Raw genomic sequence first — 12,467 nt, 5'->3', positions numbered from 1 at the left:
ATTATTCAACAGTAACGGATTTTGCCAGGTTGCGGGGTTGATCCACATCGGTGCCTTTTAGCACGGCCACATGGTAGGACAACAACTGCAAGGGCAGGGTGTAAAGGATCGGGGCCAGAATGTCATGCACCTTGGGCAGGTGCAGCACCTTCATACCAGGCTCAGGTTCCAGCAGGGTTTCCGGGTCAGCAAACACATACAACTCACCCCCGCGGGCACGCACTTCCTGCAGGTTGGACTTGAGTTTATCCACCAGATCATCCCGCGGAGCCACTGCAATCACCGGCATGTCCTTGTCGACCAGTGCCAGCGGGCCGTGTTTCAGTTCACCGGCCGGATAGGCTTCGGCATGAATGTAGGAGATTTCTTTCAGTTTCAGCGCGCCTTCCATGGCAATCGGATACTGGCTGCCACGCCCCAGGAACAGGGCATGGTGTTTTTCGGCAAAGTCTTCGGCCAGTTGTTCGATGGCCGCATCCAGCTGCAGGGTCTGTTCGCTCAGGCGTGGCAACTCACGCAGTGCCTGCACCAGCTCAGCTTCCAGCGCATCCTCTTCCGTCTTGTGATGCGCCCGACGCAAGGCCAGTGTCAGCAACAGCAGGGCGGTCAGCTGGGTGGTGAAAGCCTTGGTGGAGGCCACACCAATTTCCGGGCCCGCCTGAGTCATCAGGCTCAGATCGGACTCACGCACCAGTGAAGAACCCGGCACGTTGCAGACCGCCAGCGAGCCCAGATAGCCCGCCGTTCTGGCAAAACGCAGGGCCGCCAGGGTATCTGCTGTTTCACCGGACTGGGAAATGGTCACAAACAGGGTGTCCGGTGTCACCACCACATCGCGGTAGCGGTATTCACTGGCCACCTCAACCTGGCAGGGCAGCCCTGCCAGACGCTCAATCCAGTAACGCGCCACCATGCCGGCATGAAAGCTGGTGCCACAGGCAATGATTTGCACCTGCCTGACCTTCGGCAACAGTTCCATTGCCGCACTGCCCAGTGCCTGGGGCAATACCCGACGGTCAGACAGCCGACCCTCCAGGGTGGCCGCAATCACCGCTGGCTGCTCGTGAATTTCCTTCAGCATGAAATGCCGATAACTGCCTTTTTCAGCAGCCTGATTGCCATGTTCCCACTGGCTGACCGGGCGCTCCACTGCGGCTCCGGCAGCATTGATGACATGATGTTCATTCAGGGTCAGAGTGGCCAGATCACCCTCTTCCAGATACACAAAACGATCGGTGACCTGCAGCAGCGCCAGTGGGTCAGAAGCACAGAAGTGTTCACCAATGCCCACACCAATCACCAGCGGGCTGCCCTTGCGGGCACAAACCAGTCGATCCGGATGCTGCTGATGGATCACCGCCAGCGCATAGGCACCTTCCAGCTGTTGTAATGCCTGCTGCACAGCCAGCGTCAGATCACCGGCCTGTTGATAAAGCTGATGCACCAGATGTGCCACCACTTCGGTATCGGTTTCGGAAGTAAAGGCATAACCAGCCGCCTGCAGCTGGCGCCGCAGGGGTTCATGATTTTCGATGATGCCATTGTGCACCAGCGCCAGTTCATCACTGGAAAAATGCGGATGAGCGTTGGCTTCACTGGGTTTGCCATGCGTGGCCCAGCGAGTATGGGCAACGCCCAGCCCCCCTTTCAGGGGTTGTTCATCAAGGCGCTTTTCAACCTCCGCCACCTTGCCCTGAGCACGGCGGCGCTGCAGCTGCCCCTGATCATCAATGATGGCCAGACCCGCCGAGTCATAACCCCGGTATTCCAGCCGTTTCAGGCCTTCCAGCAGGATGCCGGTGACATTGCGTTCGGCAACCGCGCCGACAATTCCACACATGATTCAGTCTTCCTTCAATTTGGCCGGACGCGGCCAGTTGGCTTTTTGCAGCTGTTTGGCACGGGTGACTGCCAGCGCCTGATCTTCCACATCACGGGTGATGGTTGAACCGGCACCGATGGTGGCCCCACAACCGATCTCTACCGGTGCCACCAGACTGGTGTTGGAGCCAATGAATGCACCCGCACCGATCAGGGTTCGATGTTTGTTCACGCCATCGTAGTTGCAGGTGATGGTTCCGGCACCGATATTGGCGCGTGCCCCTACTTCAGCATCACCGATGTAACTCAGGTGATTGACCTTGGCACCCTGATGAATCAGCGCTTTTTTGGTTTCAACAAAGTTGCCGATGCGGGCACCTGACTCCAGCCTTGTACCGGGGCGCAGACGGGCAAAAGGTCCAACCTGGTTATCTCCCATCAGCTCAGCATCTTCAATCACACTGTGGGAAGCCAGTTTCACACCAGGGCCAAGGCGGGCATTTTTCAGCACACAATAAGGCCCAACCTCAACGCCTTCCGCCAGCTCCACATTGCCTTCAAACACACAACCAACATCAATGAATACGTCCCGTGCAGTGGACAGATGACCGCGTATATCGATGCGAGCCGGATCAGCCAGCGTCACACCAACCGTCATCAGCTGCTCAGCCTGTTCACGCTGGTACACCCGCTCTAGTGCGGCCAGTTGTAGGCGGTTATTCACACCTTCCACTTCCGCACTGGACTGTGGATGCACAGTGTGAATTCTGGTGTTTTCCCGGTGGGCCATACCAATGATGTCGGTCAGATAATACTCACCCTGGGCATTGTCATTGCCAAGTCTTGGTAACCAGCGCTGCAACTGGGCAGCGGTCACCGCCAGAATACCGGTATTCACTTCCTGAATGGCCAACTGCTCAGGAGTGGCATCCTTCTGTTCAACAATGGCCACCACCTGCTGTTGCTCATTACGCAGAATGCGGCCATAACCGGTGGGATTGTCCAGATGCACGGTTAGCAACCCGATGCTGCTGTCACTGACCTGATCCAGCAGTTGTTGCAGGGTTTCAGTACGAATCAGCGGCACATCGCCATAAAGAATCAAAACCCGATTAGCTGGGTTGAGCCGTGGCAACGCCTGCAATACGGCATGACCGGTACCCAGTTGCTGCAGCTGCTCAACAAAGTCCACATCGACCGCCGCCAGCTGTTCTCGCACCTGTTCAGCACCATGGCCCACCACCAGATGGATGCGTTCCGCCTGCAGGCTGCGGGCCGTATCCACCACATGACCCGCCAGCGGTTTACCGGCCAGCTTGTGCAGCACTTTGGGCAGCGCAGAACGCATCCGCGTACCTTGCCCGGCAGCCAGAATCACAACATCCAGAGACATAAACACTCCATCAACAACAGCCTGAAAAGTTAAAGGGGCAGCAGAATCAAACATTCTACTGCCCCTTAGGGGGACTAGCCAGTCAGTAAAGGTTGCAGGCAGTGTCTGACAACTCGTTGCTCAACCCAGATCCAATATTGAAGTGGCAATGGCAAAATAAATCAGCACACCCACAATATCAGCAATGGATGTTACCAGCGGCGCCGAAGCAGTGGCCGGGTCCCAGCCGAGTTTATTGAGCATGAACGGCAGGCTCATGCCAATCAGGCTTCCCACCACCACGATGGCAAACATGCTGTAGGCCACCACCTGAGCGATGTCCATGCCACCCCGCCAGAAACCAATACCAGCAATGGTAGCCGCCATGGTCAGGCCCAGCGATGCAGAGACCACCAGTTCACGGCTCAGCAGCTTACCCCAGTCGCGGGCGCCTACATCTCCGGTGGCCAGACCCCGAATCATCAGTGTTGAGGCCTGGGATCCGGCATTACCACCACTGGCAACCAACAGCGGCAGGAAAAACACTAACACCACATAGGCTTCGATGGTTTCTTCATAAAAAGCGATACCGGCACCAGACAGGATGTTGGCAAACACCAGCAACACCAGCCAGTTGACCCTGCGACGATAAAGGCTGGTGATGCGTGCCTTGCCGAAACCTTCATCCAAGGGGCCAACCGAGGCGCTTTTGTGAATGTCTTCCGTGGCTTCTTCTTCTGCCACGTCCATCGCATCATCGTAGGTCACAATACCCACCAACCGCTGCTGGTCATCCACCACCGGCAAGGCCAACAGGTCATAACGACTGATCAGGCGCGATGCCTCTTCCTGCTCTTCATGCACATTAATGCTGACCAGGTCGGTGGTCATCAAGCCATCCACCACCGCTTCCGGTTTAGCCAGGATCAGCTGACGCAGGGATAGGGTGCCCAGCAATTGCTGAGCCTGATCCAGAATGTAAATCTGATAGATGGTTTCAGCATTGGGTGCCGTCTGGCGCACGATATCCAGCGCACGACCAACCGTAACGCCGGCAGGAACAGTGACATAATCACTGGTCATTACGGCACCCGCTGTGCCCTCTTCATAACTGGCCAGACGCCGGATATCTTCCCGTTCGTCCTGAGCCATGCGGCGCAGGATACCTTCCTGGCGCTCTTCCGGCAGTTCGTTGAACAGGTCAGCCCGCTCATCCGAGTTCATGTGCACAAACAGCTGCGACAGACCTTCTTCGGTCATCTTCAGTGCCAGTTCACACTGCTTTTCCAGTTCCAGATAACCAAAGGCTTCTGCCCGTTCTTCCAAAGGCAGGTGGGTGAGCAGTTTCAGCGAGACTTCCGGCGACTCATGGCGAACAAATTCAGCCAGGTCCGGTGGCTGCATTTCTGCCACCAGCCTTTCGATGGCCAGGGTATCTTCCTGGTCCATGGCTTCATTGAGTGCCTGCGTCAGCTCTTCAAAGGTCATACCCACCTCCTGAAATCATCAGCGACTGAGAATCTTGTTGCTCAACTCACTACCCAAAAGGGTTCGCATACTTTCCGAAAGATCGGTTTTCCAGCCGTCACCCTCCCGGCTGATCAACAGGATATCCAGCTTTTCCCGGTTGGCCAGCTCCAGTGCGGCATTGGTTCCCAGCACCATAAACGCCGTAGCCCAGGCATCTGCCACAGCATTGCTGGGGTGTAAAACAGTAACTGAGGCCAGTTGGTGATTAACCGGCCAGCCGGTACGTGGATCTATGGTGTGCGACATCCGCCGACCGTCCACTTCATAGTAGTTGCGATAGTCGCCCGAGGTGGCCACTGACATGTCACTGACCGGCAAGATGTGATGTGCAACCTGAATGCGCCCATCCGGCACTTCAACACCGATCCGCCAGGGCTGCCCTGGATTGCGCTCTCCAGCCACAATCAGGTCACCACCAATGTTCACCAGAAAGTTATCCACACCCTGTTGCTTCAACCAGTCAGCAACCCGGTCTACCGCATATCCTTTGGCCACACCGGAAAGATCCACATAACTGCTTCGCAGTCGACGAGCTTGCTGGTTTCCATAATCCAGCTCCAGATAACGATAACCTGTTTCTGCTTTGCGCTGCTGGAGCAGCTCCCTTCCCGGAATGGCTTCCGGACGGGCCTCAGGTCCGAAACTCCAAAGGTTGACCAAACCACCCACGGTGACATCAAAAGCACCCCGACTGGCTTCGGATACTGCCTGACTCAGGCTTAACACTTCAAACAGGGGGGTTGAAACGGCCACCCACTCGCCGGGTTCAGCAGCATTAAAGCGGTTCAGCTCTGAATCCTTCAGGTAGGTGGACATGGATTGATTCACCTTGTCCAACTCAGCCTTGATGCCGGTTTCCAGGCGTTTCACCTGGTCAGTTGACCATTGGTCCGGGAAAGTTGCCAGCCAGAAGGTGCCAAAAATCTGTCCTTGCAGACGGACAGGCTGAGGCTCAGGTTCTTTGCCACAACCTGCCAGCAACAACATCAGTAAAACCAGCAGCAGACCCGCACTGAATTTATGTAGTTTTGAAATCAACATACTTCCATCCTGTCACCAGAAAAAGTACAAGAGCAAACCACCCAGCAGCAGGCGATACACCACAAAGGGTTGCATGCCAATACGCTTGATGAAGGCTAAAAAATAATGAATGCACAGATAAGCACTGACGCCTGATAGTAGCGCGCCCCAGAAGATGGCAGACCAGTCTACTGCCTGTGCTTCTTGCAGCAATCCCCTGGTTTCCAGTAATCCCGCCAGGGTTATCACCGGAATCGACAACAGGAAGGAAAAGCGGGCTGCACCTTCCCGACTTAATCCCATCAACAGGGCAGCGGTAATGGTAATGCCAGAACGTGATGTGCCGGGAATTAATGCCAGCGCCTGAGCAAAAGCGATCACCGCCACATCCTTCCAGTTCATCTGGTGCTCTGACCGGTTGCCACGCCGCTGCCAATCGGCGTAGCCCAGCAGCAGACCAAAACCGATCAGTGTCCAGGCCATCACCAAGGGACCGCGCAACTCGGTTGCAATCCAGTCTTTTAACAACAATCCAGCCAACCCCACCGGAATGGTGCCCAGTATTACCGCCCAGGCCAATCGGGCATCCTCGTCCAGTCTGCGCGTCACCAGAGAACGGGTCCAGCTACGAGTCATGCCCAGCAGATCCTGCCGAAAGTAGAGCACCACAGCTGCCAGACTACCGATGTGTAGTGCCACATCAAAAGCCAGCCCCTGGTCTTCCCAAGAGGTCAGTACCGGCACCAGAATCAGGTGGGCGGAACTGGAAATGGGTAAAAATTCTGTCAGTCCCTGCAGTAAGGACAAAACCACCAGCTGCATCCAGTCCATCAACAACTCCAGTAATACTAATACAGACCCAGCAACCAGGTGGCCAGGGCAAAATAGGTCACCACACCAATCACATCAGCCAGAGTGGTAACCAGCGGTGCTGAAGCAGTGGCCGGATCCCAGTTCAGACGTTGCAGGATAAATGGCAGGCTCATACCTATCATGCTGCCCATCAGTACAATAAAAATCATGCTGATGCCGACGACCATCGCCAGATCCATACCACCACGAAAAATACCAATGGGAGAAACGGCCAGCGCCATGGTTAAACCCAGGGCTCCGGCAACCAACAGCTCACGGCCTAACAAACGTGCCCAGTCACTGAGGCTGACATCACCCACTGCCAAACCACGCACCATCAAGGTGGATGCCTGAGAGCCGGCATTACCGCCACTGCCAATCAGCAGTGGCAGGAAAAATACCAGGGCGACATGCGCAGCAATGGTGTCTTCAAAAAAGGAGATACCCAGCCCCGAAACCAGGTTGGCAAAAATCAGCAGGATCAACCAGGTGATACGACTGCGGAACAGATCCAGCATGCTGGAGCGCAACAGGCCTTCTTCCAGGGGCGCAATACTGGCACTTTTGTGAATGTCTTCAGTGGCCTCTTCTTCAGCCACGTCCATGGCATCGTCGTAGGTAACAATGCCCAGCAAGCGCTGGTGTTCATCCACCACCGGCAAGGCCAGCAGATCATAACGACTGATCAGGCGAGTCACTTCTTCCTGGTGTTCATCGGCTGACACACTGATTAACTCTGTGGTCATCAGTTGGTCCAGTGTGGTGCGTGGACTGGCCAGGATCAACTGACGCAAGGAAACCACACCCACCAGTCGATGGCGGGGATCCACCACATAGGTCTGATAAATGGTTTCTGAGCCGGGTGCTGTACGACGCAGGATTTCCAGTGCCCTCTGGACATTAATGCCTGTTGGCAGCAAGGACATTTCCGTGGTCATCAAGGCACCGGCGGTGCCTTCTTCATAACGTGACAGGTGTTCAAGGGCTGCACGATTGCGTGAGGGCAGGGCTTTCAGCAGGCTGGCCTGCTGTTCAGGGCTTAACAGACTGTATAAGTCAGCAGCACTATCCGCCGGTAACTCTTCCAGCAGCTCCATCAAGGAATCAAGCGAGAGAACTTCTGCCAGCTCTTCCTGAACCGGGTCGGGCAGATAGTCAAAGATTTCTGTGCGGCGTGCCAGTGGTAGCAGATCCAGGCAGCTGGCAATGGCCTCCGGCTGTTTTAACTGGCTCAGTTGATCAGCGACATCCACGGCTTGCAAACTGGCCTGGGCATGACGCCAGCCATTTTCACCCGGCAAAGGCAGCTCAGGTGCTGACACCACTTCAGTTTCCGTATTGAGATGGTCTTCGCTCATGCGGCACTCCTGCTGCGGATGTTATGAACGAAACAGAAAAGGCGGCTGATGGCCGCCTTTTCCTTTAGGTAGTATCCGATTGGAACCACCTCTGGGTTTAAACAATCCTGGTGGATTATTTGCCCAGTTTCTTGCGCAGTTGCTGAATGGTTTGAAGCTGAGCGGCTGCCTGGGCCAGCATTGCTGCGGCCTGAGCATACTCCAGCTCGGCAGACTGGTCTGCCATCGCACGCTGAGCGGCTTCAATGGCTTCCTTGGCGGCAGCCTCATCCAGATTCGCAGCCCGTTCGGCCGAGTCGGCCAGTACAGTTACGGTATCCGGCTGGACTTCCAGAAAACCACTGGAAACGTAGATCAGCTCTTCTTCGCCATTCTGTTTAACCACCTTGATGCTGCCGGGTTTCAGCTCAGTCAACAGTGGGGTGTGGCCGGGCAGAATGCCCAGCTCACCCATGATGCCTGATGCCACAACCAGCTCGGCACGGCCGTCAAACAGTTTCTTTTCAGCACTGACAACATTGCAATGCATTGTCATCGCCATGGGTACTCCCCCCGGGTTGTCCCGTCAGCCTTACTTCATGCCCTTGGCTTTTTCGACAGCTTCGTCGATGGAGCCAACCATGTAGAAAGCCTGCTCTGGCAGGTGATCATAATCACCATTCAGGATGCCCTGGAAACCACGAATGGTGTCCTTCAGGGAAACGTACTTACCGGGAGAACCGGTGAATACTTCCGCCACGAAGAAGGGCTGAGACAGGAAGCGCTGAATTTTACGAGCGCGAGATACTGTCTGTTTGTCTTCTTCGGACAGTTCGTCCATACCCAGAATGGCAATGATGTCCTTCAGCTCTTTGTAGCGCTGCAGAACGGTCTGTACACCACGGGCTGCTTCATAGTGCTCAACACCAACAACCAGCGGGTCCAGCTGACGTGAGGTGGAATCCAGTGGATCAACCGCTGGGTAGATACCCAGAGAAGCGATGTCACGGGACAGTACCACGGTCGCGTCAAGGTGCGAGAAGGTGGTCGCAGGAGACGGGTCAGTCAAGTCATCCGCAGGCACGTAAACGGCCTGTACGGAAGTGATGGAACCAGTCTTGGTAGAGGTAATACGCTCCTGCAGTACACCCATCTCTTCAGCCAGAGTCGGCTGGTAACCTACCGCTGAAGGCATACGTCCCAGCAGTGCAGATACCTCGGTACCGGCCAGCGTGTAACGATAGATGTTGTCTACGAAGAACAGTACGTCACGACCTTCGTCACGGAACTTCTCGGCCATGGTCAGACCGGTCAGAGCCACGCGCAGACGGTTACCCGGCGGCTCGTTCATCTGACCGTAAACCAGGGATACCTTGTCCAGTACGTTGGAGTCCTTCATCTCGTGGTAGAAGTCGTTACCTTCACGAGTACGCTCACCGACACCGGCAAATACGGAGAAACCGCTGTGCTCGATGGCGATGTTACGGATCAGCTCCATCATGTTTACGGTTTTACCAACACCGGCACCACCGAACAGACCCACTTTACCACCCTTGGCGAAAGGACATACCAGGTCGATAACCTTGATGCCCGTTTCCAGCAGCTCAATGGCGCTGGACTGTTCATCATAGGTTGGCGCCTTGCGGTGGATAGCCCAACGCTCGTCTTCACCGATCGGACCTGCTTCGTCGATCGGGCGACCCAGCACATCCATGATACGGCCCAACGTCTTGGTACCTACGGGTACCGAGATTGGAGCCTTGGTATTGTTTGCCACCAGGCCGCGCTTCAGACCTTCGGTGGAGCCCATTGCAATGCAACGCACGATGCCATCACCGAGCTGTTGCTGTACTTCAAGAATCATTTCAGTGCCATCAACGGTCAGGGCGTCATACACGTTGGGTACGTCTGCCCGATCAAATTCCACGTCGATAACGGCACCGATGATCTGTACGATACGTCCGCTACTCATCTTGGTTCCTCTCAAACCTGCAAATGAAACCTGCTACCCTCTTCACTTCCACAAAGTGCGTGGAAGCACTCATCAGATCGCTGCAGCACCGCCGACAATCTCGGCGATTTCCTGGGTAATTGCTGCCTGACGCGCTTTGTTGTAAACAAGCTGCAACTCACTGATGAAGTTGCCAGCGTTGTCGGTTGCGCTTTTCATTGCAACCATACGCGCAGACTGCTCACAGGCGATGTTTTCAACAACAGCCTGATAGACCTGGGACTCGATGTACCGGATCAGCAGGCTGTCGAGCAGACTGCGTGGATCGGGTTCATAGAGGTAATCCCAACCGGCTACCTTACGACTGTTACTGTCTTCTTCGACTGCTCCAGCTTCCAGGGGTAACAGCTGCTGGACGAGCGGCTTTTGACTCATGGTGTTGATAAACTCGTTATACACCACATAAAGCCGATCTATTCTGCCTTCTTCATAGGCATCCAGCATGACCTTGACACTTCCCACCAGCTCACTGGCCTTGGGAGCATCACCCAGCCCGCTCTTGGCAGCCACCAGACTACCGCCGTAACGGCGGAAGAAGCCGCCAGCCTTGTTGCCGATAGCACAGATATCAATTTCTGCGCCCTTGTTTTTCCACTCCAGGATGTCTTTTACTGCGGCCTTGAACAGGTTGATGTTCAGACCACCGCACAGACCCCGGTCGGTGGAAACAACAATGTATCCAACCCGCTTGACGTCCCGCTCCTGCATATAGCTGTGGCGGTACTCAGGGGTGGATTCAGCAATGTGGCTGACCACTTTTCTGATCTGGGTGGCATAAGGGTGGCTGGCGGCCATGCGATCCTGTGCTTTACGCATTTTAGACGCCGCGACCATTTGCATGGCCTTGGTGATCTTTTGCGTATTCTTGATACTCCCGATCTGGGAGCGGATCTCTTTTCCGACTGCCATACGCTTTCGCCTTCTTAGCCAACAAGTACCTGAACCGGTTGATTATGCATCAGCCGGTTCATGGGCACTTACCAGGACTGGGTGGCCTTAAACTGCTCAACAGCAGATTTGAGGGCCGCTTCGATTTCCTTGCTGAAATCACCAGAGTCATTGATCTGCTTCATCAGGCCAGCGTGCTCAGCGTGCATGTAAGCGTGCAGGGCCTTTTCGAAGGGCAGAATCTTGCTGACTTCGATGTCATCCAGGAAATGGTTTTCCGCTGCAAACAGCGATACACCCATCTCAGCGATGGACATAGGCGCATACTGGTTCTGCTTCATCAGCTCGGTAACGCGCTGACCATGCTCCAGCTGTTTGCGGGTGGCTTCGTCCAGATCGGAAGCAAACTGGGAGAAGGCTGCCAGCTCACGGTACTGAGCCAGAGCCAGACGGATACCACCGCCCAGTTTCTTGATGATCTTGGTCTGTGCTGCACCACCTACGCGGGATACAGAAATACCGGCGTTCATCGCAGGACGGATGCCTGAGTTGAACAGGTTGGTTTCCACGAAGATCTGACCATCTGTAATGGAGATTACGTTGGTCGGTACAAACGCGGATACGTCACCACCCTGGGTTTCGATGATCGGCAGAGCCGTCAGCGAGCCGGTTTGACCTTTCACTTCACCGTTGGTGAACTTTTCCACGTACTCAGCGCTGACGCGGGAGGCACGCTCCAGCAGGCGAGAGTGCAGGTAGAATACGTCACCTGGGTAAGCTTCACGTCCGGGTGGACGCTTCAGCAGCAGGGAGATCTGGCGGTAAGCCCAGGCCTGCTTGGTCAGGTCATCATAAACAATCAGGGAATCCTGGCCGCGATCGCGGAAGTATTCACCCATGGTGCAACCGGAGTAAGGAGCAATGAACTGCAGGGCAGCTGCTTCAGATGCAGAGGCGACCACCACAATGGTGTGAGCCAGAGCACCATGCTCTTCCAGTTTACGTACCACGTTGGCAATGGTGGACTGCTTCTGGCCCACGGCAACGTAGATACACTTAACACCAGTACCTTTCTGGTTGATGATGGCATCAACTGCAATGGCAGTTTTACCAATCTGGCGGTCACCGATGATCAGCTCACGCTGACCACGACCAATCGGCACCATCGCGTCAACGGCCTTGTAGCCGGTCTGCAGGGGCTGATCAACACTCTTACGCCAGATTACACCCGGAGCTACCTTTTCGACCGCATCGGTCTGCTTGGCATCAATCGGGCCTTTACCATCAATCGGATTACCCAGAGCGTCGACAACACGACCCAGCAGTTCATCACCGACGGGTACTTCCAGGATGCGACCAGTACAACGGGCAGACTGGCCTTCAGCCAGACCGAGGTAATCGCCCAGTACTACCACACCTACGGAGTCACGCTCCAGGTTCAGGGCCATACCATAAGAGCCCTGTTCAAACTCAATCATTTCGCCATACATGACGTCGCCGAGACCGTGAATTTTCACGATACCATCAGCAACACTCACGATGGTGCCCTCGTTCTGGGCTTTCGAAGTGACATCCAAGCTACCGATGCGCTTCTTGATGATGTCACTGATCTCGGATGGATTCAGTTGCTGCATGC

General features: G+C 55.2%; 10 protein-coding genes. All 10 read right to left on the bottom strand.

Going from position 1 to position 12,467, the window contains the following annotated elements; translation table 11 throughout:
• Position 1: 1 nt before the first annotated feature.
• Complete coding sequence (gene glmS, locus BT114_RS07685) at positions 2-1,840, bottom strand: glutamine--fructose-6-phosphate transaminase (isomerizing) (RefSeq protein ID WP_072325776.1); 1,839 nt, start codon at positions 1,838-1,840, stop codon at positions 2-4.
• A 3-nt stretch (positions 1,841-1,843) separates the two neighbouring features.
• Positions 1,844-3,214, bottom strand: coding sequence for a bifunctional UDP-N-acetylglucosamine diphosphorylase/glucosamine-1-phosphate N-acetyltransferase GlmU (gene glmU / locus BT114_RS07680; protein ID WP_072325825.1), 1,371 nt, complete (start codon positions 3,212-3,214; stop codon positions 1,844-1,846).
• Between the two features lie 120 nt (positions 3,215-3,334).
• On the bottom strand, positions 3,335-4,681 hold the full coding sequence (gene mgtE / locus BT114_RS07675; RefSeq protein ID WP_072325775.1) for a magnesium transporter: 1,347 nt from the start codon (positions 4,679-4,681) through the stop codon (positions 3,335-3,337).
• Positions 4,682-4,699: 18 nt separating this feature from the next.
• Entirely contained in the window at positions 4,700-5,764 is a 1,065-nt protein-coding gene (locus BT114_RS07670; RefSeq protein ID WP_072325774.1) for an FAD:protein FMN transferase, read from the bottom strand.
• Between the two features lie 12 nt (positions 5,765-5,776).
• Positions 5,777-6,574, bottom strand: coding sequence for an undecaprenyl-diphosphate phosphatase (locus BT114_RS07665; RefSeq protein ID WP_072325773.1), 798 nt, complete (start codon positions 6,572-6,574; stop codon positions 5,777-5,779).
• A 17-nt stretch (positions 6,575-6,591) separates the two neighbouring features.
• Positions 6,592-7,953, bottom strand: a complete 1,362-nt coding sequence (mgtE, locus tag BT114_RS07660) for a magnesium transporter (protein WP_084661999.1) — start codon at positions 7,951-7,953, stop codon at positions 6,592-6,594.
• A 115-nt stretch (positions 7,954-8,068) separates the two neighbouring features.
• The gene (locus tag BT114_RS07655; RefSeq protein WP_072325772.1) at positions 8,069-8,494 is read right to left on the bottom strand and encodes a F0F1 ATP synthase subunit epsilon; all 426 of its coding nucleotides are present in this window, start codon (positions 8,492-8,494) and stop codon (positions 8,069-8,071) included.
• Between the two features lie 30 nt (positions 8,495-8,524).
• Positions 8,525-9,904: a F0F1 ATP synthase subunit beta gene (atpD, locus tag BT114_RS07650; RefSeq protein WP_072325771.1), complete on the bottom strand. Its 1,380-nt coding sequence runs from the start codon at positions 9,902-9,904 to the stop codon at positions 8,525-8,527.
• Positions 9,905-9,976: 72 nt separating this feature from the next.
• Entirely contained in the window at positions 9,977-10,852 is an 876-nt protein-coding gene (gene atpG, locus BT114_RS07645; protein WP_072325770.1) for a F0F1 ATP synthase subunit gamma, read from the bottom strand.
• A gap of 68 nt (positions 10,853-10,920) precedes the next feature.
• On the bottom strand, positions 10,921-12,465 hold the full coding sequence (atpA, locus tag BT114_RS07640) for a F0F1 ATP synthase subunit alpha (protein ID WP_072325769.1): 1,545 nt from the start codon (positions 12,463-12,465) through the stop codon (positions 10,921-10,923).
• Positions 12,466-12,467: the final 2 nt, after the last annotated feature.

The sequence above is a fragment of the Marinospirillum alkaliphilum DSM 21637 genome, assembly GCF_900119735.1.
GTDB classification, from domain to species: Bacteria; Pseudomonadota; Gammaproteobacteria; order Pseudomonadales; family Halomonadaceae; genus Marinospirillum; species Marinospirillum alkaliphilum.
Note: the sequence above shows the minus strand (reverse complement) of the source record. Positions and strands in the feature narration are given on the sequence as shown.

Bases quoted from the DNA above. Each gene is read 5' to 3' on its own strand.
- glmS (WP_072325776.1), bottom strand. From the start codon at position 1,840: ATGTGTGGAATTGTCGGCGCGGTTGCCGAACGCAATGTCACCGGCATC.
- glmU (WP_072325825.1), bottom strand. From the start codon at position 3,214: ATGTCTCTGGATGTTGTGATTCTGGCTGCCGGGCAAGGTACGCGGATG.
- mgtE (WP_072325775.1), bottom strand. From the start codon at position 4,681: ATGACCTTTGAAGAGCTGACGCAGGCACTCAATGAAGCCATGGACCAG.
- BT114_RS07670 (WP_072325774.1), bottom strand. From the start codon at position 5,764: ATGTTGATTTCAAAACTACATAAATTCAGTGCGGGTCTGCTGCTGGTT.
- BT114_RS07665 (WP_072325773.1), bottom strand. From the start codon at position 6,574: ATGGACTGGATGCAGCTGGTGGTTTTGTCCTTACTGCAGGGACTGACA.
- mgtE (WP_084661999.1), bottom strand. From the start codon at position 7,953: ATGAGCGAAGACCATCTCAATACGGAAACTGAAGTGGTGTCAGCACCT.
- BT114_RS07655 (WP_072325772.1), bottom strand. From the start codon at position 8,494: ATGGCGATGACAATGCATTGCAATGTTGTCAGTGCTGAAAAGAAACTG.
- atpD (WP_072325771.1), bottom strand. From the start codon at position 9,904: ATGAGTAGCGGACGTATCGTACAGATCATCGGTGCCGTTATCGACGTG.
- atpG (WP_072325770.1), bottom strand. From the start codon at position 10,852: ATGGCAGTCGGAAAAGAGATCCGCTCCCAGATCGGGAGTATCAAGAAT.
- atpA (WP_072325769.1), bottom strand. From the start codon at position 12,465: ATGCAGCAACTGAATCCATCCGAGATCAGTGACATCATCAAGAAGCGC.